This is a genomic window from Desulfovibrio desulfuricans, from assembly GCF_024460775.1.
Classification (GTDB): domain Bacteria; phylum Desulfobacterota; class Desulfovibrionia; order Desulfovibrionales; family Desulfovibrionaceae; genus Desulfovibrio; species Desulfovibrio desulfuricans_E.
This window is the reverse complement of record NZ_JANFYZ010000016.1, coordinates 1-24,331: the sequence shown is the minus strand read 5'-3', so window position 1 is coordinate 24,331 and position 24,331 is coordinate 1. Positions and strand designations below refer to the sequence as shown.

Sequence of the window (24,331 nt, the reverse complement as noted above, 5' to 3'; positions counted from 1 at the left end):
GTTCACGCGTGGTTAAAATTGGAAGTACAGGAAGGTCGCCTTGCGCGAAACCAGAATCAGGGTGAGGAAGGCCATGACGGCCAGCCCCGTAGCCCAGGCGGCTGTGGGCCGCCAGCTCAGGCGCGGGCGGCTGCCATCGCGTCTGCCGTGCAGAATCTCGTGGCTGTTGGGCAGCGCCCAGACCACCAGAAAACTCACCAGCAGCAGGGCAAAGGGAACCCATCCCTGAATGTAGTTGTTGGGCAGCCAGCGGGCCACCAGGGCGGCAAAGCCCGTAAGCCCGTCGGTTGTTGCGCTCAGGCCCGCCGCTTCACGCGTAAACGGCCCTGTGAACATGGCTTTGAACATGCGGCCTGCGCCTTCAATTGTCAGCGCGCGGAACACAACCCAGCACAGGTTGATGCAGAAAAATGTAAACAGGATGGAGCAGATGCGCAGAGGCGCAAGGGCCAGCACGCGCTCCAGCGTCTTGCCCTTGATGCAGGCGCGGAAAAAGTGGTTGATGCCCAGCATGGAACCGTGCAGCGCGCCCCAGACAATAAAGGTCCAGCCAGCGCCGTGCCACGCGCCGCCGATCAGCATGGTCAGAAACAGGTTGCGGTACTGCATGAGCCGCCCTTTGCGGTTGCCGCCAAGGGGGATGTACAGAAAATCGCGCAGCCACGAACTGAGCGTGATGTGCCAGCGCCGCCAGAAGTCCACAATGCCTGTGGATTTGTAGGGCGAGTCAAAGTTTTCAGGCAGCCTGAGGCCCAGCATGAGGGCAAGGCCAATGGCCATGTCCGTGTAGCCCGAAAAGTCGAAATACAGCTGGAAGGTATAGCACAGAGAACCCAGCCACGCCTCGGCCCCGCTGAGCGGAAAGGCCTTTTCCGCCGCATTGAATACAGAGTCGGCGTACAGGGCAATGCTGTCGGCCAGCAGAACTTTTTTGACCATGCCGATGGTGAAAAGCGTGAAACCCTGAGCCAGATTCTCCGCAGTGGCTGGCGCAAGGGTGTCAAACTGCGGGCCTATCTGCTCATAGCGCACGATTGGCCCGGAAATAACATAGGGAAAGCAGGCGGAGAACAACGCATGCCGCGTAAAGCCCTGCGGCGTGACCTGCCCGCGGTATACGCTGACAAGCCAGGCGATCTGGATGAAGGTATAAAAAGAAATACCCAGGGGCAGCCCGGGCGGGGTGAAATGCCACTGCGCATGCAGCAGCGCCCCAAGATTTTGGGCCAGAAAGGCGGAGTACTTGAACCACAGCAGGGGCAGCAGGTTGAGCACCAGGGCAAGAACCAGCAGGCCCTTGCGGCTCAGGTGGAACCGGCAGCCAGCCTGTTTGCGCGAACCGCACAGGCAGGCCTTTTCGTCATCGCCTTCCGCGTTTTCAGCGGGGGCGGCATCCTGTTTCTGCTCTGGCTCCGGCGCTGCCAGGGCAAGGGCAAAGGCATAGTTCATGCCCAGAATCACAGCCAGCAGAATCAGGAAGGGCAAACCCCACAAACCGTAAAATACTACGGAAAAAGCCAGCAGCACCAGAGCAAGACCCGTGGGGCCGTAGCCCTGGGTCAGCCGCCAGCACACCAGCAGCAGGGGTAGAAAGGCGAAAAGGAATGTGTACGAGTTGAAAAGCATGTGCGACTCCCGTTGGACGGCGTGGACATGCCCGCCGCGCTGGCGTCAGCCTGAATTCTTCCGAGTTTGCGGTGTGGGATGCTTCGTACTCTGCGACTGAGCCGCTGAAATACGGGCATCCTGCTTTGATCCCCAGTGCTGCCTTGCGTTCCGCACAGCAGGGCAAGGCGGTTGCTCAAGCCCGGCATGCATGTCTGCCGTGCCGGGCTGTGCATTTATTGTAGGCCAAATGGCAAAGAAAAAGCGCGCACGACAAGAAACGCGTCACACGCGCCCCCACCGGCATGCCAAGGCTGCCGAGGCTCCGAGCTTGCCTAGGGGTTCAGCTCTGCGCGAAGCTTGCGCGAGAGGCGGAACACCATAACCTTGCGCGGCGGCAGGGTGATGGTTTCATCTGTCTTGGGGTTGCGGCCCTTGCGGGAGGCCTTGTCATAACACTCAAACTTGCCGAAGCCGCTGATAAGCAGGGCCCGGTCTTTTTTGATGGCGACCTTCATGATCTCCAGCAGTTTTTCTACCACGTTCTTGACATCTACGCGGTTTTTGTCCGTTTCTTCGTAGATGGCCTCCACGATGTCCGCTTTGGTCAGTGTTTTTTTCATAGTGCTCTCCGGCGCAGTGCGCTGGTATGGCTGAGTGGAACCCAGTGTTCCTAATGCCCCGCAGCAATGTTTGTCAGCTTCACACAAACGGAACTTTTGTGTAAAATACACGCAAGTTACAGACAGAGCAAGGTTTTTTTAAAAAAATCGCCTGCATGTCATTTTCCGTCCAATGCGCTCTACATACCGTTTCACAGTCAGCGAGCCCCCTATGCCCCCCAAAAAAAAGTTTTTGTCCATGACCCTTATGGACATTCCTTCGCCCTTTTATAGACAAGCTCATTCCGTGGATGCCTGCTGTGAATCTGTGCCCGCCGCACTGCATGACCAGGGAGCTAATATGAATATGGCTCAGAATATTGCGCAGACCTCATCGCAGACTGGAGGCAAAGAGCGCCCGGTGCCGCTGAATTTTGCATGGCTGCAGCGCGGTGCGGAACCTCGGCAGGCCGTTGTGCCGGTTTTTTTACCATTCAGGGGCTGCCCTGTGCGCTGTGTTTTTTGCGCGCAGGACGTGCAGACTGGCGTTGGCGACTGCCAAAATCCGGATTGTGCGGAAGGCTCGCGCGCCGCAAGTGTGGAGGGTCTGCTGCTCGCCGCACGGGAGAGTTTGCGCCTGCGCCATGAAAGCGGGCAGCCTGCGGCGGAGCTGGCATTTTACGGCGGCACTTTCACCGCATTGCCGGAGGAGGATATGGCCGCCTGCCTCAATCTGGCCTGCGAAGCGCAGGAAAAAGGCTGGATACGTTCCTTCCGCTGTTCAACCCGCCCGGACAGGGTGGATGCCCCAATACTGGAGCGGTTGCGCGCCGCAGGCTGCGGTGTGGTGGAACTGGGCGTGCAGAGCTTTGCCGATAGTGCGCTTGCCGCCTCCCGCCGGGGCTATACCGGCGGCACTGCCCAGGCGGCCTGCGTTCTTGTGCGGGCTGCTGGCCTCAAGCTGGTGGTGCAGCTCCTGCCCGGCATGCCGGGGCATAGCCCGCAGTTTTTTATGGACGATGTGCCAGCGGCCCTGGCTGTGGGCGCGCAGATGCTGCGGTTTTATCCCTGCCTTGTGCTTGAAGGAACGGGCCTTGCCGCCATGTGGCGCGATGGGAGCTACAAACCCTGGCCGCTGGAGGATACACTTGAAAGCCTTGCCCACGGATGGCTCGTGGCAGCACGGGCCAACGTGCCCGTGATCCGTATGGGCCTTGCCCCGGAGCCGGGGCTGGAGAGTGCCGTGCTTGCCGGGCCGGTGGACAGGGAACTTGGCGGCAGGGTCAAGGGGCGTGCCTTGCTGCTGGCGGTAAGGGAACTGCTTGGCGAGAATGCGGCAACACCAGCCGCGCAGTTTGATTTGCAGCTGCCCCGGTCAGCCCAGGGTTTCTTTTGGGGCGCAAAGGGAGAACTGCGCGCCAGATGGGCGGCGCTGGGGCTGCGCACGGTATCTTTTGACGATAACACCTCGCCGCAGCTTGTTTTTATCTAGGTCTGGTTGGAAGCGAAATGTTTTGCAGGGAGACGCCTTTTGTAAAAAGGTTTTTCCCCACGCTCAGTTACTAAAATTCAAGCGCGGCCAGAGTGACGTCGCGCAGGGCAAAACGCACAGAACCCGCTTTGCGGCGGGTTCTGTGCGTTTGTTGTCAGCTCTGGAAAAGGAGGCGGCCGCCGGGGGGGAACCGGCGGCCGAGAAGGGAGGGAGGGTGTTGATGGTTATAAGGTTCTGTTCAAAGGAGGAGGTTCTTGGAGGCTCCGTGATGCCCCCCTTGGGGGTAGGGGACAGGACGAAAATTTGTTCTCAGTGATCCTGTATATGTCAACCGCCTTGGGCGGACGAGTTGGGAGCGGCAATTTCGGTTGATTAGTGGTTACTGGGCCGCGCCGTGCTGATGTTTCGCCGCAGCGGGGGCGTCCTTTTTGGGCATGGGGGCAACGGCAGGCTTGCCCACTTCCTTTTCAAGACGCTGAGTCATGGTTTCGTGCATCTGGCCGAGCTGCTTTCTGAGTTGCAGCAATTCGGTGGCAGTGGCGCGCACAGCCGCAATATCGGGGTTGGAGGCATTTTGCAGGGCGCGCAGCTCCTGTCGCTTGATGAACATCTGGTCCTTTACGGGTTCCATCTGTTTGACGAACTCGGCCACAATGGCATCATACTTCTGCTGTTGTTCGGGGGTATACGCCCCACGTCCCATCATGCCGTGTCCTTGCATTCCGGGGCAGGGCATTTCACCCATGCAGCCGCCCATTTCCCGCATGCCTTCTGGCATATCGCCTGCGGGGCCAGGTTGGCTGTAGGCGGTTATGGCGCCACCCATCAGGGTTGCTGCAAGTATGGCTGCGATGGCGATGTTTTTGGATTTCATGGAAGGCTACCTCGTAGTCTTTTTTCTCGTATATGGTTTCGTTGTTCCTGCAACGTTTGATTGCTATATAGCAATGCGTGTGCCAACTATATTTTATTTAATAAAACTAGAATGTTAATGTGTTATCTCCCGCGGCCGTTGCGCCTGCGGGCAGAGAAGCGTATGTTTTTTATACATTCGGGCATTGTCTCTGTATAAAATTTGTACATCTGCATAATTTTCTTACAGGGGCTGTCGGGCAAAGTTGAATAAAAAACGCGCCCGCCTTGAGGGCGGACGCGTGTTGCTGCGAGCAGATTGTCGCGGTTATTTGCTGGCGGAAGTGGACAGACCGGGATATTCCATGCTGCACCCGCGCGTTTGCGGGCTGCCAAGCGGAACGCCTACCTCAGTACCCATTCGCTGGTCTGCTCGTTGCAGAAGGGCGCGCAGTTCATCTCGCAATTGCTGTAATTCATGCCCCAGACGGGGCAGCGTTTCCGGCGAGGTGGTCTGGTTGTAGCTCAGGTGGGCAAGCTCGTTTTTTTTCAGCATGATGCTTTTGCGCAGTTCGTTCACCTTGGGGGAGTATTCGTCAATGACGGCCTGGGCTTTGGCCCGCTGCGCGGGCGAAAGCTGTTGCAGCCATGTCCGCATATCTGCGGCGTGGTTGGCTGCGGGGCTTCCCGGCGAAGGTGTATATTCCGCATAGTCGGTCTGATCCGCCGCCGTTGGCTGGGGGAGGCACAGACTGGCCAGAACACAAAGGGAAAGAAGGGGTTTCATCATAAAAGACCTTCTGAAGAATAAACTCGTCCCGCTCTCATACCAATCACTGAGCGGGGTGGCAAGATTCCCGGCTTTGTGGGCACGAGGAATGAATAATTTATTGCAAAAAGCGTGCAAATTTTTTTACTCGTGGTGCGCCTCTGGCGGTGCCGCGCGCAATACAGAGTGTGCCGTATGAATATGGAAAACAGCACGGCTGAAAAAAACGGGCAGGAAGCTGCGCAACAGGGCGCAGCCGCAGCAAACCCCACAAGTCCCGTAAGTTCCACAGATAAGTCGCGGACAGCGCAGGCCGCCGCTGTTGGCGCGCATACGCCGCTCGGCCTGCTGCTGGGCGGGGCCGCCGTTGTGCTGGCCCTCATGGTAACGCTGTTGACCCTTATTTCCATTGACCGCAGCGAGGCCGCTATGGCCCGCCTGCTGGCGGAAAAGGGTTCATCGCTGATCATCGCCTTTGAGAGCATCCTGCGTTCGGGCATGCGCAGCGAGGCTGGCGTCCGCCTTCAGGTGCTGCTGGAAGAAATGGGCGAAAGCCCCGGCATTGTTTTTGTGGCCGTGACCATGCCTGACGGCACCATTGTGGCGCACAGCAACCCTGCCCGGCTTGGTGAAATTTTGCAGGTGGGTTCGCACGAAGCCGATGAGGCCACCATGCGCGACCTTGCCCCCGACATGTTGCCCCACTGGGGCATCATGCGCATGGAGGGGCGGCGCGTGTTTGCCGTGTACAGGCAATTTTCGCCGGGTATACGCGATCTGCCAAGGGGCTTTCCGCTGCCGGTGATTTTTCTCGGCCTTGATCTTTCGCCCTTTGAAATAACGCGCAGCCAGAACCGGGACTACGTTGCCATGCTGGCCGCAGTGACCCTGCTGGTGGGCCTGGCCTGTCTGGTTGCCCTGTACTATGCCGAGCGGGCGCGGGAGTCGCGCCAGCGGCAGCGCATGGCCGAGGGCAAGGTGCGCAGGCTTGAAGAAGAAGTGCGCCGCAAGGAAAAGCTGGCCGCTGTGGGCAATCTGGCCGCAGGGGTTGCGCACGAGATCCGCAATCCTCTCAGCTCCATCAAGGGCTACGCCACCTACTTCGGCCAGCGCTTTCCCGAAGGAAGCGAAGACCGCGAGGCCGCCAATGTGATGGTGCACGAGGTTGACCGGCTCAATCGCGTAATTATGGATCTTATAGGACTTTCACGTCCCAGCGATGTGAGCCCGCACCCGACTGATCTCAAGCTTGTGGTGGATCACGTGACGCGCCTTATCCATCAGGATGCGGACAAACGCGATGTCAAGATTGTCTGCCGTTCGCCCCGGCGGGTGCCGCTGGCCCTGGCCGACCCCGAACGCATGGGGCAGGCCCTGTTGAACCTCTGCCTCAACGCTCTGGACGCCATGCCCGAGGGCGGGCAGCTCACGCTTGCCATTGTGGAGCGCAAAGGGCGCGTGTGCCTTATGGTGCGCGATAACGGCACAGGTATTGAGGCCAGCCAGTTGCCGCATATTTTTGACCCCTACTATACCACCAAGGGGCAAGGCACGGGGCTGGGGCTTGCCATGGTGCACAAGATTGTGGAAGCCCACGACGGCGAAATCAGCGTTACCTCGCGCCCAGCGCAAACTGCGCGCCGCGGGGAAACCACGTTCCGCATCTGGCTGCCCCGCGCGGCGGAAGGCGCGGTGGCGCAGGACAATCGTAAAAAATAACCTGCGCGGCTGCGGCGCGGCCCGGGATTTCAGGTTTTTGCCAAGCATAAAGAGAGGATACGGTGAGCAACTGCATACTGGTTGTAGACGATGACGAAGCCCACCGCGGCATGCTGCGCACCATGCTGCGCTCCTGGGGATATGCTGTGGAAGAAGCCACGGACGGCGACGAGGCCGTTCCTCTGGTTCGCGAAAAATCCTTTGACGCCGTGTTGACTGACGTGCGCATGGCGCGCATGGACGGCATCCACGCGCTCAAAAACATTCTTGAATATAACCCAGCACTGCCCGTGGTGCTCATGACGGCCTATTCATCAGTGGAAACTGCCGTGGAGGCCCTGCGCCTCGGCGCATACGACTATCTGGTCAAGCCGCTGGATTTTGAAGCTCTCAGGCATACGCTTGAAAAAGCCATTGAGCATTCGCGTCTCAGTGTGGAAAACCGCGAGCTGCGCCGTCAGCTCAGCGATGCCGCCGCGCGCCCCGGCATCCTTGGCCGTAGCGCCTCCATCCGCGCCATGCAGGAAATTATCGCCACTGTTGCCCCTACCGAGGCCACTGTGCTCATTTCCGGCGAATCCGGCACTGGCAAGGAACTGGTGGCCCGCGCCCTGCACTGCGCCAGTGCAAGAGCCGATAAACCGCTGGTAACGGTGAACTGCGCGGCACTGGCCGAAAACCTGCTGGAATCTGAGCTGTTCGGGCACGAAAAGGGCTCGTTCACCGGCGCGGATCGCCGCCGCGAGGGGCGCTTTGCCCAGGCCAACGGCGGCACGCTTTTTCTGGACGAAATCGGCGAGATGCCCCTTACCCTTCAGTCAAAGCTGTTGCGCGCCTTGCAGCAGGGCGAGGTGCAACGCGTGGGGGCCGATGCCGCCATAACCGTGGATGTGCGCATACTGGCGGCCACCAACCGCGACCTGCGCGAAGAAGTGGCCCAAAAGCGTTTTCGCGAGGATCTGTATTTCCGCCTCAACGTCATCTGTATTGAAGTGCCGCCCCTGCGTGACCGCGCCGAGGATATTCCCGTGCTCGCCGCGCATTTTCTGGAGCGCTTTGCCAGCCGCAACCGCAAAAGCGTGCGCGGATTTTCGCCGCAGGCGCTGGCCTGCATGCTGCGCTACAACTGGCCCGGCAATGTGCGCGAACTGGAAAACGCCGTGGAACGCGCCGTGATTCTCTGCAACGGCGACCTCATCACCGAGCGCGAATTGCCCTCTGTGGTCACTGGCCCCGCCCTGCCCGACGAACGCCAGCCCGAGGTGGACGCCTCCCTGGCAGGTCTGCCCCTTGATGCCGTGGAACGCCGCGCCATTGAGGAAACCCTGCGCCAGACAGGCGACAACAAGAGCGAGGCGGCCCGGCAGTTGGGAATTACGAGGGCTACCCTGCATAACAAGCTCCGTAAGTACGGCCTTGAGTGATCGGGGTCTTTTGCGCGCTGACGGCGTTCCGCTGCGGAGGCGACATGGGTCATGACCGAACGTCCACTCCCTCTGTTTCCCCTGCGGGCCTTGTCAGCGCACAAAATTCCTCCGATCACTAGACGAATGTGGGTTCTGAATTCTTTTGCGCGTGGGCAAGGAAGAAGTGTATAACACCCCTCCGAGCATCAGTTGCGGATGGCGGGCGGGCTTTGCACCCTGACGGCGTGCCCCTCTGAGGTCGTTTTTGGGTGATTGGCCTGAAAAATCAATGGACATGGCGAGTTGCACTGATGAATGCCGCGCGGTAAGGCGTTGGAGAGAGGTTTTCAATGAGAACAGCAGGAGACGGCATTGCCTTGTATCATGGTGCTGATGGAACAAGGCGGCTACTGAAAATTATTGCAGCTCTGCTTGTTATTGCATGTGCGGAAACATGTATTTATTGGAAATTTTCAGCGCCAACGAGCAACAGCGCGGGTGAGTCAATGGCCTTGTCGCCAGAAGCGGCTCGTGAATATGTTTTAAAGACGGAAAAATTGATTATTATCGACGTGCGCAGTCAAAAAGAATTTGCAGATGGGCATCTTCCAAACGCCGTTAACATGCCACTATATGCTTTTCAGCATTTGGTAAAAAATATTCCGCAGGATTCTGCTGTGCTGTTGCACTGTCAGTATGGCTACAGGGCGCTTCAGGCATACAAGCTGTTCAGGCGGTTGCGCCCAGACATCAACAATGTCCGTTATGCAGCGGGGCAGTTGCATTTTTCATTTTTGCAGAAAGAAGGTCAGTCGGGCCAGTAAGGACAAGCCCGCCTGTCGTCGCGACAGCACGCTACAGAAATAAGGCCCGCTGCCCTGACTGCCTGAGAACCTGAAGGCTAAAAACTCTCAAGCCGCGCCTCTGCTTCTTTTTCCATATTTTCTTCATTGAAAAAGAGTACCAGCAGAGCGTTCCTGTTTCGCGTTTCCGTCTTGCGCAATATTTGCCGGATGTGGGTTTTGAGCGTGTTTTCAGAAATATGCAGCCGACCGCAAATGGCAGACGTATCGCACCCCTCCAGAATCAGACACAAAACATCCCGTTCGCGCAAAGAAATACCGTATGTCAGGGCAAAATCAGCGATGCTGTCTGCCCGGCAGCGTTCGCTTTTGTGTGATTCCTGCGGGGTGAAGGCTTTGTGTTCTGTTTTGTCTTCGCCGTCCGCTGTGGGCGTTTTTGATACCCCGGAAAGCGTCAGGGCGTACTGGATGCGGGAGCTGACATAGCTGAAGGCCGTAGTGAGAAAAAGGCACCAGAATGCAACCGGCACTGTACCGGGAAAGTGCTCCACAAAGCGGTATACGCACAAAAAAGCCATAAGCATTGCAAGGTAAGGAATGGCAGAAATCAGGCCGCGCCGGGGAGAGTGCCTGCCGATCTGAGCGAAAACCAGCAGAAAGTACAATTGCGCAATGCCACGGCACGCAAGATCAATCACATAAATGATCCAGTAGATGACTGTTCCCTCTGTGATGATCACAAGGGTCGGGGATAAAATTACCCCGCCAATGCAGAAGAGTAACAGGCGCATGTCCGTGCCGTACTTGTCAATCAGCACGCCAACAATGGGATAGGCCAGCCACGTATACAGGTGCACCTGGGCGGGGATGGGAAAGGCCTGGCTGTGAACTCTGTAAAATGTGATGTCAATAAAGGCGTTTAGCAGAAAAAATATAAAGGCGATGGCAGTCAGGTATCTGAGTGAAATTACTGTCAGTTTGTCTGACTTGCGCACAACTTCCAAGCCTTCTGCTGGCGGTTGCTCTTTAAACAGGCAAGTGGCCGCCATGCCGCCGCTCACGAACTGAAGGCACAGCATAAGCCATTGCAGCGATTCATCTGAAAGGGGAAAGATGTATAAAAACAGCCAGAAAAAATCCCCAACAGCAAAGGCAACGCCCAGATGAAAACCGGGTGATGAACTGCGCGCAAAGAAATTTTTGAGCAACGGGGGCAGAACCGCCCCGCCCCAGAAACAGGCTCCGTAAGAGTAAATGGCATTGTTCTGGAATATGCTGCCCGCCCACAGCAGTGCGCCCATCATGGTCAAGGCCACAGCGCACGGGGCGCCAAAGCGTTTGGGGAGCCATGTGGAAAACAGCAGCCCACCCAGAATTATGCCGCCGCAAAATCCGGCAACCGCGTTTTGCAGGGAAAAAGATACAATGCCAAGTCCCCGGCCTTCCAGAAAAATTACAAACTGGGCTGCCAGCAGGCTGGCAATGCCTATGCCGGAAATGACTGGCAATCCCTTTTTGCCTGATTCCATTGGTTCTCCGAAATGTCAGCGTGGCTTGTCATCAGATAGTCAGTTGCAATTGCACTACCCCCTAAAAGAACACCACATTTATTATGGGTCAATAGCAAATTCGTATACGTGTTATTCGATATTGATTGCATCATTCCATCTGGCCCTCGCGGAAAGTTGCCCGAAAGCTTTTTTCAGCGTGAGGCCGCAGTAAACTTCGGCGAAGTGCTGCAACAGAACTATATGGATTGACAGGAAAACAGAGCAAAGGAAGGTACCCGAACAAGCGTTCGGGTACCTTCCTCTTCAAGCCATGCGACATCTGTGGCCCGCTCAAGCTGACAGGGGCTTTTGTCACCGGCTGTGCATGCCTCGGGATCAGCTAGTCCTGCAAAAATTGCTGGAATGCTGGCACGTAAGCGACATCACATTTATTCAAGTTCCGCAGATCCATCGCCGCGCAGGGTAATTTTCTTAACGCCGCTCAGGTCGAGGTTTTGCCAGTTCACCTGACCTCCGTCGCTGTCCACGGCGATCAGTTCCCACCCCTTGGGGCTGCCGCTGATGTTGATCTTCAGGCCTTCGCCATTGGCAAGCGTGTCATTGCCCAAAAGATCCTGAGCGTTGCCGCCTGCATTGGAGTCAACAAGGCCAAGACGCTGGATGGTAAATCCTGTGCCATTGGCGACAACGATTTCCTGTGCAAGGGCTGCTCCAGCGCTGAAACCAAAGAGCATCAGCGCTGCGGCAAAAGAAAGGATGAAGCGTTTCATATAATTATCTCCATGTGGTCCATGGTGTGGTGGCGTGCCGTGTGCTGAAGTCGGCAGTGGTTATTCGGGTACGGCTTCGATGGCGTCCATAATGGTTTTGGCAGGGTTTTTTGCGCAGTAGGTGCCCAGGTGGGTGCCCAGCTTTTCCATCCACTGATCACTGATGGAGGTATTGCCGCTTTTGCCGCTCATGTAACCGTCAATCCACATCACCATCATGCTTATGTTCTGCTTGTCAGCCAGAAAGTCCTTGCAGGTGATTTTTGCCACATCCTGTTCTGCTGCATGTGCCGCAAAGGGAGCAGTGCCCAACATAAAAACAGTCAGTGCAGCCAACATATACTTTTTCATTACTTCCTCCGTCTTCGATTGATATTTAACCATGACCCCAATTATCCGAAGATATTCGTGCGGTGCTGGGGAATGTCAGCGCCTGGACGCAAAGCCTATTCCAGTGCAGGGCGCAGCGAACCCCTGATGGCCTCAACAACCCGATCAGGCCTACACTTTGGGCAGAGCTCTGCACATCACCTTAATGTTCGATTTTGCCGATTGCTGTTCACCCCTGGGGGTGAATAATGGCGTGGTGCATAAAAAAATTAATTATATTTAAGAGAGTTAACGATTCACAGCCGCAGCGTGGATGCTGCGATAATCCTCTGCTTTGCGCTCGAGCGCCTGCCCGGCAGAGCTTTTTCCGGGCAGCGCATTCGACTGCCGTGATGGCTGAACGGACACATCACCCACATGGGTGACAAATTTTTTTGCACAAAGGTCTCTTCGGGTGATACCGTTTTGCGACCAATTGGAGGAAAAAGCTGCTGGAATTCTGCGTCAATGCCGCACGCATTGAAAATCTAGTTATGGAGAACAGTCGATGAAAGATTCCAGCACTCACGTCAGTGGCATGATCTGGGCGGGCTATGTTCTGCTGCTTATTTTTTCTTTTTCACTTTATTGGAGTCTGTTGTTGTGGGCTGGCCTTGGCGCTTTGGCCCTTGGCTATTACCAGCGCCGACAGGCCCGCAAGGGAGCCATGCAGGCAGAATGCGCTCATGCCCGGTGGCAGGTGAATACCGTGTGGCTTGCCTTGGTGCTTGCTCTTGTGGGGATTGGCGGCATCGTCGGGGTGGCTGGATGGATGGGCAATGATCCCGTAGTAATGGCAAAGCTTGATGAACTATCCACCGGGGATCAGCCCCCTTTGGAAATGCTGCGTCAGTTCTGGGCGATTCCGGGCAGCAAGGCTCTGGTTGCCTTTATGTGCGGCTCCACACTCCTGTACCTTGTCTGGACTCTCAAGCGCACGCTGCAGGGGTTTTTGTCCATATGGAAGGGGACAGCGCCTGCCGCGCTTGGCCCTTTGCACTGGGCGGCGCTGTTGTTGGCCGTGCTGATTCAGGTGGGCATTCCGCTGGTGCTTTTGTAAGCGGTGACACTTATGCGCGGCACTGTGGTTTGCCTTGCTGTTATTTCTGGTTTTCTGGGGACGGCTGGCCCCTCGGCCTGTTTGTGCGCGGCCTCGGTGCCTGCCAGGGATAGCGTATCGTTCGCATCCATGGATCCAATGCGGAATGCCCCTGGCTGGGGAGCGGGGCAGGCCGCCAACTCTCCAGTATGCTCCGCCAAATCGTGCAACAGCATGGAGCAGATTTATGAGCAGGCGCAGCACGGCGATGCCGAGTCCCAGCTCTGGCTTGCCCGGCAGTATGAAAGAGGTTCGCGCGGCCTGTGCAAGGATGACCCTCTGGCTGTGATCTGGTTTAAAAAAGCGGCAGAAGCAGGCCGGGCAGAAGCCCAGTTTGCCTTGGGGATGCGCTGCTTTTTTGGCCTTGGCGTAGCGCAGAATCTTGAACAGGCGGTGTTGCTGTTGCACAAGGCCGCGCAACAGGGGCATGCCGAAGCCCAATACAGGCTTGCAGGCTGTCTTGAGGATGGCTTGGGGGTAAACGCAGACAAGGCCGCAGCCGTGTATTGGTACAGTATGTCTGCCGCACTTGGTTACCCCCAGGCGCAAAACATGCTCGGCATTCTTTGCAGCAAGGGCATAGGCATGCCGCGCGATGCGCATGCCGCCGCCAACTGGTTTCTGCGGGCGGCGGTACAGGGCTATGCAACCGCCCAGTATAACCTTGCGCGCAGCTATGAGACAGGGGACGGCCTGGACAATGACAGGGAAAAAGCCCTTTACTGGTACGGTAAGGCCGCCCGGCAGGGCGATGCTGACGCGCAGGCCCGTCTTGATGCCTTTTGACTGCTTCGAAAGCCTTTGTTTTCTGGCAGTGTGACCCTGTAACTTTGTTTTCAGCACGATCCTTATGCCGAAAAACAGTATCCGCTACTTCCAATGCGCAGTCTGCGTTTTGCCAATGTTGCTGCTCTTTGCCTGCCCCTATGGAGCCCGTGCTGAAGAAACGTGGGCTGTGTACTGGTATCTCTGCGGCAGCAATCTTGAGTCAGAAGACGGCGCGGCCTCTGCCGATCTGGCAGAGCTGCTCAAGGCTCGCCTGCCGGATAATGTAAAGGTGGTCATTCAGACCGGGGGAGCCAGCAAATGGCACAGGCCGGGCATCAGCCCCAAAAATATCGGCCGCTACCTTTACCATAAAGGAAAACTTGAGCCGGTGGCAAAGCTGCCGCAGGCAAGCATGGGGGATGAAAAAACGCTGACCTCCTTTCTTGCCTTTTGCAAAGAAAATTACAGCGCAGATCATCAGGTTTTCATTTTTTGGGATCACGGCGGCGGCAGCATCGGCGGCGTAGCCAATGACGAGAATTATGCATTTGACGCCCTGTCCCTCAAGGAAATCAATAATTCCTTCAAGCAGGTGTATACGGCCTCTGTTGCCCGCCCGCCATTTGAAATCATCGGCTTTGACGCCTGCCTGATGGCTACGCTGGACACAGCCAGCGCTGTAAGCGGGTTTGCCCGGTACATGGTGGCCTCGCAAGAGGTGGAGCCAGCCAATGGCTGGCAGTACACGGAATGGATGAACGCTCTTGGGGCAAATACCTCCATAAGCGCGGAAGCGTTGGGCAAGGCTATCTGCAATACCTATCTTGACGGCTGCAAAGAGGCGGAGACAGCAGGAAACGCCACTCTTTCGCTTGTTGACCTTGCCAGGATCCCTTTTGTTAATCTTGCCTACAACGCGCTCGGCCTTGAAGCTGTTTCCCTCGCCATGGATGACGACAGCTTTTACGCCGCCTACGGCAGGCAGGCCAAGGCCTCTGAAAATTATGTGAACTCGCGTTCGGAAGGCTACACCAATATGGTGGACCTTGGTTCCCTTGTGCGGCGGCTGAAAACGGCCTTGCCCGAGTTTGCTCCGTATTTTCTGGATGCTCTGGGCGAAGCGGTGGTCTATACGGTTCACGGCCCCTACCGGTCGCCTTCCGGTCTGTCCTGCTACTATCCGTTTGACGGCGGCAAGGCTGGTTTTTCCAGCATGATGCGGGCGGGCAACATCACCACTTTTTTGATTCTGAGCGGGCTTCAACTGGGTTTTCTGGATACGGACAGCGCCGTAAAACACCTTGAACGCATCTCTGCTGATATCTCTGCCGCCCTTGAACGGGAAGAAAACATCCCGGAAGGAACACCGGCCCCTGTCGCACCATTGCCTTTGCCCGCGCCCCAGGCGCAGGGGAGTGCCCAATCCTTGTGGGCGCCCTTGCAATCGGGATTGTCAGCCATCCTTGGCGGGCAGAGTGTTGACGGTCAATCCCCAGGCAGTGTTGCGGCTTTGCTGGGGCAGGCCGCCAGCGCCGTTGTTGCATCGGTGGTTCCCCTGGGGCCGCTGGATATCACCGCGCTTGAGGATTTTGAGGTAACAGTCGGCGATGGCGGCGAGGCGCTGCTCAATCTTGGCCCCGAGCGCGTCAAATTTCTGGATAGCGTACAGTTCTACCTTGCTTACTACAGCATTGAAGACAACCTGATCATGCTGCTGGGCAAGGATGCAGATATGGAAGCTGACTGGGCTGAAGGTGTGTTCAAGGATAATTTTCAGGGAAAGTGGGCAGCCCTGGACGACCATCTGGTGTTCCTTGAGATCACGCATCAGGATGACGGGGTAAACCACTATGTTGTGCCCATCAAACTGAACGGAGTGCGCTGCAACCTCATTGTCGTCTATGATTTTGGGGAAAAGGAATACAAAATCCTCGGGGCTCGTCGTGTGCAAGAAGGCGAAATGACCGACAAGGCGCTTATCAGGCTTAAGGCTGGCGACAAGGTGACCACAATCCTTCTCGCCATGCACATGGATGACGAAGACGGAGAGTTTCAGGAGGTGGAGGTGGATACCTTTACCCTTGGCAAAAAAGTTGTTTTTTCAGATACAGACATGGGCGACGGGCAGTTTATGTTCATGTTTGAAATGACAGATGTGCAGAACAATGCCGCCACATCGCAAATCGTCACCATTGAAGTGAAGGATGGCATGGCCGTTTACAGCAACTGACACGGTCAGCCGCAATGGGCAGTTTTGCAATCTTTCCATGCTGATAAATTTGCCCCAGCGCCAAGCTGCAAGGGGGGTCTTGAGGGTGCTGGCCTTGGGTCGCCGGAGCCGTTTTTCGTCTATTCCCCATCTGCGCCGCCAACCTTGCCACAGGCCGTCGGGATCGGTATTGAACAGGCATGAGTGAATCCAAGAGCAACAACGGTGATTTCCCGGCTATGGACGTGAGCACGGATCGGCTTGACCGGCTTGCGGATTTTTTTAACGAAGTCGGCATGCTGCGGCACACGCCCCGCACTGGTTACGCCTTTCTGGGCACCGGGCAGGAGAACGTGGCCGAGCATTCCTACCGGGTGAGCGTCATGGGCTATGTGCTGGCCCGCATGTGCGACATGGATCCGGCGCGGGTGACGTATCTTTGCCTGTTCCATGATTTGCATGAGGCCCGCACGGGCGATCTGAACTACGTGAACCACCGCTATGCGCAGTGCCAGGCCCGCAAGGCGCTGGAAGACTGCGTGGACGGAACCGGGCTGGAGGATGACGTGCTGCCCCTCTGGGACGAGCTGGCGGAAGAAGCCAGCCGTGAGGCCATTCTGGCGCACGATGCCGACCAGCTTGATCTTATCTGCAACCTCAAGGCCGAACTGGACAAGGGCAATGCCTTTGCCGCCCAGTGGCTGGAAAGCGCGGTAAAGCGTCTGCGCAGCCCTGCGGCGCAGCAGGTGGCAGAGGCTGTGCTGCGTGCGGATCACAACCGCTGGTGGTATGGGCAGGTTGAGCGGGAATGGTGGGTGCGGCGAGGTCGCTAAAAAACTGATTTTCAGGAGTATGAAAGGCCCGAAACCGGGCGGCGCAGTGCCGCGTTATCCGGTCTCGGGCCTTTCTTGATACTTTGCCGGAGAGGAGCAGGGAGGCCTCTTAACTGGCGGCCTGCCTTTTCTCCGCAATACATCCTGCGGTTACATCACCTAGTTGGCGACCACCGTCCCAAGCGGGGCATCGTCAAGCAGGTAGCGGCGCAGGCTTGAAGGCGAACGCCCGTCAAGAATGAGAGCGCGCTGGCAGCCCGCATCCAGAGCGTTGAGGCAGGCTTCCACCTTGGGGATCATACCCCCGGTGATGACTCCGGTCTCGCGCAGCTTCTGGATTTCCTTGCGGTTCAGGCTGGAAATAATTCTTCCGTCAGCATCCAGCACGCCGGGCACATCGGAGATCAGCACAAAATATTCCGCGCCGATGGCCCCTGCCAGCGCGCCTGCGGCGGTGTCGGCATTGATGTTCAGGGCTTCGCCGTCCGGGCCGGAGGCCACAGGGGCCACCACGGGCACAAAACCTCCTCCCAGCAGGCAGCGGGGCAGGGCTGGATCCACAGCTTCCACTGTACCCACCAGGCCGAGCGCGGGATTCTTCACCCTTGCGCGCAACAGCCCGCCGTCGCGGCCTGAAATGCCCGCAGCGCGCACGCCCTGACTTGTAAATTCGTTGACCACGGCCTTGTTCACCTGCCCGCAGAGCACCATTTCAACAGCTTCCATGGTGGCGGCATCGGTAACGCGCAGGCCGTCCACAAAGTGGCTCTCAATATTCAGGCGCTTGAGCAGGGCAGAAATCTGCGGGCCGCCGCCGTGCACCACCACAAGGCCCATGCCCTGTTCGGTAAGCTGCGCAAGGTCTGCGGCAAAGGCCGAACTGAGTTCGGGCTTGTCCATGGCGTGTCCGCCGTATTTGATAACGACTGTAGCGTTTTTCATCTGTTTGATCCTTTGGCCGTCTGGGCCGGAAAGGCTGCTCCGCCTCGTTCGCGCACAGGCGCAGGCGCGGGCCTTTCATCAGTATTGCGTACTTGGTTTACAGTTGGAAGCACTAGCACCCTGTGCGCCGCCCTGCAAGAGTCGCGTGTGACAAGTGCGTGGCGATGCAAATAATTTTTGATTTGTGCCATGCGCAAATTAGTTGGCCTCTGGGCAGCGCCAACCCTCCCCGGCATTGTCTTGGAGTAGCAAAACAGCTATGGATGGTACAATGGAAAACGGGGGAATTATGGCCGCAAAAAACGCTGCAAAAGACGCGTCCCGAAACGAGGACTGGAACAGCGAAGCCTTGGCTGCGGCCAATGTGGGGCTGTGGGTCATTGATATCGACAGAAACACCGGCCATATATCCATGCTTGCCAATCCGGTGACCCTGCGCCTGCTTGGTGCAAGCGAAGAAATGACCCCCGCCCAATGCTTCAACTTCTGGGTGGACAGGGTTGATGCCCGCTCCCGTCCCCATCTTTGGGCCATCCATGACGAATTTATTGCAGACACCGCCATGCACGAGGTGCGCTACCAGTACAACCACCCCACGTGGGGGCTGGTGCCTGTGCGCTGCGGCGGGCGGCGCATCAGCGCCGATCATGATGATGTTGTGCGGGTTGTCGGCTATCATCAGGATATGACGGAGCTGCACGAGGCGCATCAGAGCCTGCGCGAGGGGCTTGTGCGGCTTTCGCTGGCCTGTCGCCTGGGCTGGCTTGGAGTTTTTGAGATAGCGCGTCTCGAAAATTCCGGTCTGGATATTACTGGCAACGATGTTTTTTATGAGCAGTTTGGCATCAATACGGCCTCGAACACGGCGGACAGACTTGAGATCATGGGTTCGCGCATTGTAAGCGAGGATCAGCCCAAGTGGCGCAAACTGTGCAACCCCGCAGGGTGGACGGCTGGCGGGCAGGAGCATCTGGATTTGCGGGTTGCCCACCCGCGCAAGGGCTTGCGCTGGTATGCCCTGGCCTATGAGATTGTGAGCGGGCCGGGAGTGCTGCGCATTGCCGGTTATGTCAGCGATGTGACGGAGGCGCGCCAGCACGAACGCATCCTGCGCGAGGCCAAGGAGGCCGCTGAAGCCGCCAATGCCGCCAAGAGCATTTTTCTGGCCAACATGAGCCACGAGATACGCACCCCCATGAACGGCATCATGGGCATGGCGCATCTGGTGCTCAACACTCCTCTGAATCCCCAGCAGCGGGATTATGTGGAAAAAATCCATGCAACCTGCGAATCCTTGCTGGATATCATCAACGATCTGCTGGATTTTTCAAAAATTGAGGCCAACCATCTGGAGCTTGAAAATCTGCCTTTTGAGCCGCGCAAGGAACTTGAGTCGGTCATGTCTCTGCTGCGGCCCAAGGTTGGGCACAAGCTCAAGGATTTCAACCTTGAGAGCCGCATGGATCCTCGCGTGCCGGAAGTGCTTTCCGGTGATGCCCTGCGCTTGCGGCAGATTCTCCTGAATCTGGGAGGCAACGCCCTGAAGTTTTCCGAGCGCGGCACGGTGCGTCTGGCCGTGGAGCTGCTGGAGCAAAGTGACGGCAAGGCGCGGCTGGCCTTTATTGTGAGCGATGAAGGCATTGGCATGTCGTCCGATGAACTGGCCCGCGCTTTTACGCCTTTTTCGCAGGCGGATACGTCCATCACCCGCAGATTTGGCGGCACTGGGCTTGGTCTCTCCTTATGCCGCCGCCTGATAGCCCTCATGGGCGGGAGCATTTCCGTGCAGAGCGAGCCGGGTCAGGGGAGCGTTTTCCGTGTGGAGCTGCCCTTTGCCATTTGCAGCCAAGACTGCGCGCAGGAACAGGCAGAAGAAAGCAGCGGGGAGGAAGCCGTATCGCTTCAGGGCCTGCGGATACTTTTGGCCGAAGACGGCGATATTAACCGCGAGATCATGGAAGTTCTGCTGGAAGACATGGGCATAACCTGCATTTCTGCCGTCAACGGGCAGGAGGCCGTGGAAATCTGGAACCAGCGGAGCGCGGAGATTGATATTGTCCTCATGGATGTGCAGATGCCGGTTATGGACGGCTATTCCGCCACGCGCGCCATCAGGGCCAGCAGCCTGCCGGGGGCCAAAACCGTGCCCATTATCGCCATGACGGCCTATGCCATGCGGGGCGATGCGGAACGCAGCATGCAGGAAGGCATGGACGCGCACCTGACCAAGCCCGTTAACCTTGCCGATCTGCGGCGCACACTCAAACAGTTCAGCCGAGGCCCGGCAGAGTAGAAATGTCTGATGCTCTGCGGGCGGCAGCTGGCTTGCCGAAAGGGGCAAAGCCTCCTGCACTTGCGCAGCGGCTCTTGACACTCAGCCGCCCATGCGCGACCTTCCCCCCAACGCCAGTTTCAAGGAAAGCAACATGACTCAAGTGGTAACCCGATTTGCACCCAGCCCGACAGGGCATCTGCACATAGGCGGCGCACGTACCGCCATTTTTTGCTGGCTTCTGGCCCGCCACTCCGGCGGACGTTTTCACCTGCGCATTGAAGACACTGATTTGCTGCGCTCCAAGCAGGAATATACCGATTCCATCCTGGCCTCCATGCGCTGGCTTGGGCTGGACTGGGACGGCGAACTGACCTACCAGACCCAGCGGGCCGATGTGTACAACCGCTATGTGGACAAGCTGCTGGAAACAGGCCACGCCTACTGGTGCTCCTGCACGCCGGAAGAAGTGGAAGCCATGCGCGAAGAAGCCCGCCAGAACGGCCTCAAGCCGCGCTATAACGGGCGCTGCCGCGAACGGAATCTCGGCCCCGGCGAGGGCCATTGCGTGCGCCTCAAGGCGCCTGTGGCGGGCAAGGTGGTTTTTGACGATCTGGTGAAGGGCAAGATAGCCGTGGATGTCACCGAGCTGGACGACATGGTTATCCGCCGCGCTGACGGCATGCCCACCTACAATATGGCCGTGGTGGTGGACGACTACGAAATGGGCATCACCCATGTTGTTCGCGGCGACGACCACGTTTCCAACACGCCGCGCCAGATTCTTATTTATGAAGCTCTGGGCCTGCCCGTGCCCCGTTTTGGGCATGTGCCCATGATTCTTGGCCCGGATCGGCAAAAGCTCTCCAAGCGCCACGGCGCGCGGGCGGTCATTGAGTATCAGCAGGACGGCCTGCTGCCGCAGGCTCTGGTGAACTACCTGGTGCGGCTTGGCTGGTCGCACGGCAATCAGGAGCTGTTCACCAAGGAAGAACTGATCGAATATTTTGACGGCACCAACCTGAACCCTGCCGCCGCGGCCTTTGACCCGGCCAAGCTGGAATGGTGCAATGCCCATTTTATGCGCGAGCTGCCCCTGCCCGAACTGGCGGCGCTGGTTGCCCCCTTTGTGGAAGAGGCCGGGCTTGGCGCATTGCCGCAGGAAAAGCTTGAGCCACTGTGCGTCATGTTCCGCGAGCGGGCCAACAACCTCAAGGCGTTGGGCGAGGCCTTCCGTCCGCTGGTGGTGCCTGCCGCAGAACTCAGCTATGTGGAGAAGGATACGGCCAAGCATTTTACCGATGCGGGCAAGGCACATTTGCAGGCCCTCTCGGCTGTTTTTGCCGCTTGCGAGCCTTTTACCGCTGAAGCCCTTGAGGCCGCGCTCAACGCCTATGTGGCCGACAACGGGCTGAAGTTCAAGGAAGTGGCCCCGCCCCTGCGCACGGCCCTCATGGGCTTTATGGGCGGTTCGCACCTCAATGAAATCATGGCCTTTCTGGGCAAGCAGGAAACCCTTGCCCGGCTGCAACGGGCTATGGGCTAACAGGCGTTTTATAGTCAAAACCTCGCGCAACGGGCAGTTTTGCCACAAGTGCCCGGGTTGATTTGAGCGGCGAGGGTATCCGGTTTTTTATTGCCGGGTACCCTCGTGCAGCAGAATGGGCGTATGTTACCCTCAGGATGGGCCTTCCGCATTGCCCCCATGCGCTGCGCGCCTGAGCCAGGTTGCCTGAAGCGGACGCTTCTTCTGAAACGGCAAGCTTGCCCATCCGCGCTGGTATCGAGATTGCATGCAAGGGAAGGTGGAAAAGAGTGCCTTTGCGGCCTTGCGTCTTTTCAGGGGGGGGGATAATGCCGGATCTACAGGGCGAGGATGTTGCGGGCGCGCCATGCCCGAGCCATAGCAGCAGACCGCTGGTGTCTTTTTTTGCTGCAGGCCGCAATGTGCAGGAGTATGTGGAGCAGGCCATGCGCTCCATGCTCGACCAGACGGTTGACGATTTTGAATTGCTCATGCTGGATGATGGCTCCACCGACAAAACCTACGACGTCATGATGGGCGTGCAGGACCCGCGCGTGCAGGTTTTGCGCAATATGGAGGGGCAGGGCATCGCGCGCAGCCTCAACCGGCTTATGTCCCAGTGCCGGGGGCGGTACTGGGCGCATATGGATGCGGACGACATCTGCGCTCCACAGCGCCTGGAAAAGCAGCTTCAGATCATGCAGGCAAACCCCGATATTGGTATCTGTGGGTGCCATTTTGTGGCGTTTTTGCCATCCGGTGAGGGCGGGCTTATCAGGCTGCCTCTTGATTCAGAAAGCATCAAGGCCAACTTGCTTTTCAAAGCGCCGATGGCGCATCCTTTTGTGACCTTTGACGGGGATCTTTTTTCCCGCCTCGGCATACAGTACTCTGAAAAAATGGTCTGCGCTCTGGATTACGAGCTTTACCTCAGGATATTTCTGCGTCATCCGCAGATGGCTTTTGCCAATGTGGATGATGTGCTCGGGTTTTATCGCAGGCATAACGCCCAGATTTCCACGGCGCGCAGCACAGAGCAGGCGCAGTATGCCTTCAGGGCGCAGATGCAGGTGTTCCAGACACTGGGCGTTGCGCCTGGTAACCGCCTGATGAGGCATCACCGCCATCTGTATGGCGGCGCCCCCGTTGAAACCGCTGAAGATATGTCTGGGCTTGTGGATTGGGCTGTCACCCTGCGCATGGCCAACGCAACCAGAAAACTTTTTTCGCCTGATCTGTTCAATGCACTGTTGTATGGTCGGCTTGAGGCCGCCATGCAGCGCAGTCCGCATCTGGCGCAGCCCCACCTGTGGCGGCTGCAAAAGTGGGATCATTAGCAATGACGGGGGCTGCACCGATGGAACTCACGGGTCAGAACAGGGCATGGCGCCTGCCGCAACCGTGCGCAGTGAGGTATTAGATGGATACCACTCTTCCTACCCAGGAAAGCTTGCAGCCCCAGATGAGCGAAGCCGAAGTGGCCCTCATGGACAAATATACGCCGGATGGCTGCATTCTCGAATTCGGGGCTGGCGGAAGCTCGGCCTTTTTTGCAAAAAAAGGCGTACGGCAGCTGATCAGCGTTGAATCTGACCGGGAGTGGATAAACCGCATGCTGCTGGGCAACAGCACCCTGCGGGAATGGGCCAAGGCGCGGCGCTGGTGTCCCTTTCATGTAGAGATAGGGACAACGGGCGAATGGGGGTTTCCCCTGTCGCATGAGCCTGTCGTGGCGTGGCTTAACTACCATCAGGCCATATGGGATGCCGTTGACGCCTCAAAGCTGGATTTTGTGCTTGTGGACGGACGGTTCCGGGTTGCCTGCGCCTTGCAGCTGCTGCTGCGCACCAGGGAGAAAACGCCGCTGATCATGGTGCACGATTTTACGCCCCGTGAGTATTACCATGTGCTGCTTGAGTATTTTGACGTGGTTGAAGAGGCCGATACCGCCGTCATTCTGGAGCGCAAGACGCCAGTATCCTTTGCAGAAGTGGCTCTATGCGTGCAGCGGCATCAGTTTGACAACCGGTAGGCCTGCGCAGAACTGCTTTTGGGCTGGCACCGTTTGGGAAAGGCGACCTGTCGGTATGGCAGGGCTGATAGCTCTTTTTTTGACCGCATCCTTGCTCATGCCCGCAACTCACGGTGATTGCGCATAAAGGAGCCGCAATGTCTTTTTCGATCGATGTAGCCGCTATCCAGCGTATGGCACTTGTAAAGGTGGACGGTGGCCTGGGCAGTCAGATGTGGCAATACGCCCTTTCGTTGGCTGTGGGGAAAGGCAGTTCCTTTACGGTAAAACATGATTTGTCCTGGTTTCGCCATTACGCCAAAGATATACGCGGGGTCGAAAACAGGTTTTTTATCCTAAACAGCGTTTTTACCAATATCAATCTGCGCTTGCCTTCTGAAAACGAACGCCTGTTCTTTCATATAGCTCTCAATCGGTATCCCGACAGCATTTGCAATTTTGATCCTGACATACTTGCCCTGAAGCAGCCCACCTACCTCGGCGGCTATTATGTCAATGCACAGTATGTAACCAGCGCGGAAAAAGAAATTCGCGAGGCCTATGTCTTTGCGCCAGCGGTGGAAGAGAGCAACCTGGACATGCTGCAAGCCATACATGCCGCGCCAATGTCGGTAGCCGTGCACGTACGGCGCGGCGACTACATCGGCTCGATGCATGAGGTTCTTACCCCACGGTATTTTGAACGCGCCTTCAAAATTTGGCGGATTCAACTTGCAAGTGCAACACCCTCAAAGTTGAATGAAAAGGCAAGGT

At 57.4% G+C, this 24,331-nt stretch carries 21 protein-coding genes; 13 read left to right on the top strand and 8 right to left on the bottom strand.

The features are described from left to right. Positions 1–12 precede the first annotated feature (12 nt). Together NE637_RS13685 and NE637_RS13680 are read right to left on the bottom strand one after the other, a co-directional pair. Positions 13–1,626 carry an MBOAT family O-acyltransferase gene (locus NE637_RS13685; RefSeq protein ID WP_227119354.1) on the bottom strand — a complete coding sequence of 538 codons (1,614 nt, stop codon included), beginning with the start codon at positions 1,624–1,626 and terminating at the stop codon, positions 13–15. Positions 1,627–1,940: 314 nt separating this feature from the next. Next, on the bottom strand, positions 1,941–2,228 hold the full coding sequence (locus NE637_RS13680) for an integration host factor subunit alpha (RefSeq protein ID WP_022657574.1): 288 nt from the start codon (positions 2,226–2,228) through the stop codon (positions 1,941–1,943). Positions 2,229–2,439: 211 nt separating this feature from the next. On the opposite strand from NE637_RS13680, the gene NE637_RS13675 reads away from it, so the two are divergent. Further along, positions 2,440–3,699 carry a radical SAM protein gene (locus NE637_RS13675; protein ID WP_227119355.1) on the top strand — a complete coding sequence of 420 codons (1,260 nt, stop codon included), beginning with the start codon at positions 2,440–2,442 and terminating at the stop codon, positions 3,697–3,699. 379 nt (positions 3,700–4,078) lie between these two features. Here the strand turns inward: NE637_RS13675 and NE637_RS13670 are convergent, their stop codons facing one another. Together NE637_RS13670 and NE637_RS13665 are read right to left on the bottom strand one after the other, a co-directional pair. Further along, a complete protein-coding gene (locus NE637_RS13670) occupies positions 4,079–4,573 on the bottom strand; it encodes a Spy/CpxP family protein refolding chaperone (RefSeq protein WP_192112151.1) in 495 nt (164 codons plus the stop codon). Positions 4,574–4,879: 306 nt separating this feature from the next. Beyond that, positions 4,880–5,341, bottom strand: coding sequence for a periplasmic heavy metal sensor (locus NE637_RS13665; protein WP_022657578.1), 462 nt, complete (start codon positions 5,339–5,341; stop codon positions 4,880–4,882). 174 nt (positions 5,342–5,515) lie between these two features. On the opposite strand from NE637_RS13665, the gene zraS reads away from it, so the two are divergent. The 3 genes from zraS to NE637_RS13650 all read left to right on the top strand — a co-directional run bounded on the left by zraS (position 5,516) and on the right by NE637_RS13650 (position 9,269). After that, entirely contained in the window at positions 5,516–7,039 is a 1,524-nt protein-coding gene (gene zraS, locus NE637_RS13660) for a two-component system sensor histidine kinase ZraS (RefSeq protein ID WP_227119356.1), read from the top strand. A gap of 110 nt (positions 7,040–7,149) precedes the next feature. Further along, complete coding sequence (locus NE637_RS13655; RefSeq protein WP_371740863.1) at positions 7,150–8,463, top strand: sigma-54-dependent transcriptional regulator; 1,314 nt, start codon at positions 7,150–7,152, stop codon at positions 8,461–8,463. A 332-nt stretch (positions 8,464–8,795) separates the two neighbouring features. Continuing rightward, positions 8,796–9,269 carry a rhodanese-like domain-containing protein gene (locus tag NE637_RS13650; protein ID WP_227119358.1) on the top strand — a complete coding sequence of 158 codons (474 nt, stop codon included), beginning with the start codon at positions 8,796–8,798 and terminating at the stop codon, positions 9,267–9,269. A 77-nt stretch (positions 9,270–9,346) separates the two neighbouring features. On the opposite strand, the gene NE637_RS13645 is transcribed toward NE637_RS13650, so the two are convergent. The 3 genes from NE637_RS13645 to NE637_RS13635 all read right to left on the bottom strand — a co-directional run bounded on the left by NE637_RS13645 (position 9,347) and on the right by NE637_RS13635 (position 11,880). Further along, positions 9,347–10,777 (bottom strand): helix-turn-helix domain-containing protein, encoded by a 1,431-nt coding sequence (locus NE637_RS13645; RefSeq protein ID WP_227119359.1) that lies wholly within the window; start codon positions 10,775–10,777, stop codon positions 9,347–9,349. A 410-nt stretch (positions 10,778–11,187) separates the two neighbouring features. Continuing rightward, entirely contained in the window at positions 11,188–11,529 is a 342-nt protein-coding gene (locus tag NE637_RS13640; protein WP_192112155.1) for a hypothetical protein, read from the bottom strand. Between the two features lie 60 nt (positions 11,530–11,589). Beyond that, positions 11,590–11,880 (bottom strand): HdeA/HdeB family chaperone, encoded by a 291-nt coding sequence (locus NE637_RS13635; protein WP_227118990.1) that lies wholly within the window; start codon positions 11,878–11,880, stop codon positions 11,590–11,592. A 526-nt stretch (positions 11,881–12,406) separates the two neighbouring features. On the opposite strand from NE637_RS13635, the gene NE637_RS13630 reads away from it, so the two are divergent. From NE637_RS13630 to NE637_RS13615, 4 genes are all read left to right on the top strand, one after another. Beyond that, a complete protein-coding gene (locus tag NE637_RS13630) occupies positions 12,407–12,958 on the top strand; it encodes a hypothetical protein (RefSeq protein WP_227118988.1) in 552 nt (183 codons plus the stop codon). Between the two features lie 12 nt (positions 12,959–12,970). Beyond that, the gene (locus tag NE637_RS13625) at positions 12,971–13,783 is read left to right on the top strand and encodes a tetratricopeptide repeat protein (RefSeq protein WP_227118987.1); all 813 of its coding nucleotides are present in this window, start codon (positions 12,971–12,973) and stop codon (positions 13,781–13,783) included. A gap of 64 nt (positions 13,784–13,847) precedes the next feature. Beyond that, on the top strand, positions 13,848–15,995 hold the full coding sequence (locus NE637_RS13620) for a clostripain-related cysteine peptidase (RefSeq protein ID WP_227118985.1): 2,148 nt from the start codon (positions 13,848–13,850) through the stop codon (positions 15,993–15,995). A 179-nt stretch (positions 15,996–16,174) separates the two neighbouring features. Further along, positions 16,175–16,807 carry an HD domain-containing protein gene (locus NE637_RS13615; RefSeq protein ID WP_227118983.1) on the top strand — a complete coding sequence of 211 codons (633 nt, stop codon included), beginning with the start codon at positions 16,175–16,177 and terminating at the stop codon, positions 16,805–16,807. A gap of 159 nt (positions 16,808–16,966) precedes the next feature. On the opposite strand, the gene argB is transcribed toward NE637_RS13615, so the two are convergent. After that, entirely contained in the window at positions 16,967–17,749 is a 783-nt protein-coding gene (gene argB / locus NE637_RS13610) for an acetylglutamate kinase (RefSeq protein ID WP_192112159.1), read from the bottom strand. A gap of 271 nt (positions 17,750–18,020) precedes the next feature. Between argB and NE637_RS13605 the strand changes: the two genes are divergently transcribed. From NE637_RS13605 to NE637_RS13585, 5 genes are all read left to right on the top strand, one after another. Next, entirely contained in the window at positions 18,021–20,042 is a 2,022-nt protein-coding gene (locus NE637_RS13605; protein WP_256267760.1) for a hybrid sensor histidine kinase/response regulator, read from the top strand. Between the two features lie 133 nt (positions 20,043–20,175). Next, entirely contained in the window at positions 20,176–21,567 is a 1,392-nt protein-coding gene (gene gltX / locus NE637_RS13600; RefSeq protein WP_215646737.1) for a glutamate--tRNA ligase, read from the top strand. A 374-nt stretch (positions 21,568–21,941) separates the two neighbouring features. Further along, the gene (locus tag NE637_RS13595) at positions 21,942–22,883 is read left to right on the top strand and encodes a glycosyltransferase family 2 protein (protein WP_215646735.1); all 942 of its coding nucleotides are present in this window, start codon (positions 21,942–21,944) and stop codon (positions 22,881–22,883) included. Positions 22,884–22,966: 83 nt separating this feature from the next. Then, positions 22,967–23,578 (top strand): hypothetical protein, encoded by a 612-nt coding sequence (locus NE637_RS13590; protein WP_227118979.1) that lies wholly within the window; start codon positions 22,967–22,969, stop codon positions 23,576–23,578. A 137-nt stretch (positions 23,579–23,715) separates the two neighbouring features. Further along, a partial coding sequence (locus NE637_RS13585; RefSeq protein WP_256267759.1) for an O-fucosyltransferase family protein occupies positions 23,716–24,331 on the top strand: 616 nt, incomplete at its 3' end.

Coding starts and splice junctions, on each gene's coding strand:
- NE637_RS13685 (WP_227119354.1), bottom strand. CDS start 1,626: ATGCTTTTCAACTCGTACACATTCCTTTTCGCCTTTCTACCCCTGCTG.
- NE637_RS13680 (WP_022657574.1), bottom strand. CDS start 2,228: ATGAAAAAAACACTGACCAAAGCGGACATCGTGGAGGCCATCTACGAA.
- NE637_RS13675 (WP_227119355.1), top strand. CDS start 2,440: ATGCCCCCCAAAAAAAAGTTTTTGTCCATGACCCTTATGGACATTCCT.
- NE637_RS13670 (WP_192112151.1), bottom strand. CDS start 4,573: ATGAAATCCAAAAACATCGCCATCGCAGCCATACTTGCAGCAACCCTG.
- NE637_RS13665 (WP_022657578.1), bottom strand. CDS start 5,341: ATGATGAAACCCCTTCTTTCCCTTTGTGTTCTGGCCAGTCTGTGCCTC.
- zraS (WP_227119356.1), top strand. CDS start 5,516: ATGAATATGGAAAACAGCACGGCTGAAAAAAACGGGCAGGAAGCTGCG.
- NE637_RS13655 (WP_371740863.1), top strand. CDS start 7,150: ATGCTGCGCACCATGCTGCGCTCCTGGGGATATGCTGTGGAAGAAGCC.
- NE637_RS13650 (WP_227119358.1), top strand. CDS start 8,796: ATGAGAACAGCAGGAGACGGCATTGCCTTGTATCATGGTGCTGATGGA.
- NE637_RS13645 (WP_227119359.1), bottom strand. CDS start 10,777: ATGGAATCAGGCAAAAAGGGATTGCCAGTCATTTCCGGCATAGGCATT.
- NE637_RS13640 (WP_192112155.1), bottom strand. CDS start 11,529: ATGAAACGCTTCATCCTTTCTTTTGCCGCAGCGCTGATGCTCTTTGGT.
- NE637_RS13635 (WP_227118990.1), bottom strand. CDS start 11,880: ATGAAAAAGTATATGTTGGCTGCACTGACTGTTTTTATGTTGGGCACT.
- NE637_RS13630 (WP_227118988.1), top strand. CDS start 12,407: ATGAAAGATTCCAGCACTCACGTCAGTGGCATGATCTGGGCGGGCTAT.
- NE637_RS13625 (WP_227118987.1), top strand. CDS start 12,971: ATGCGCGGCACTGTGGTTTGCCTTGCTGTTATTTCTGGTTTTCTGGGG.
- NE637_RS13620 (WP_227118985.1), top strand. CDS start 13,848: ATGCCGAAAAACAGTATCCGCTACTTCCAATGCGCAGTCTGCGTTTTG.
- NE637_RS13615 (WP_227118983.1), top strand. CDS start 16,175: ATGAGTGAATCCAAGAGCAACAACGGTGATTTCCCGGCTATGGACGTG.
- argB (WP_192112159.1), bottom strand. CDS start 17,749: ATGAAAAACGCTACAGTCGTTATCAAATACGGCGGACACGCCATGGAC.
- NE637_RS13605 (WP_256267760.1), top strand. CDS start 18,021: ATGGAAAACGGGGGAATTATGGCCGCAAAAAACGCTGCAAAAGACGCG.
- gltX (WP_215646737.1), top strand. CDS start 20,176: ATGACTCAAGTGGTAACCCGATTTGCACCCAGCCCGACAGGGCATCTG.
- NE637_RS13590 (WP_227118979.1), top strand. CDS start 22,967: ATGGATACCACTCTTCCTACCCAGGAAAGCTTGCAGCCCCAGATGAGC.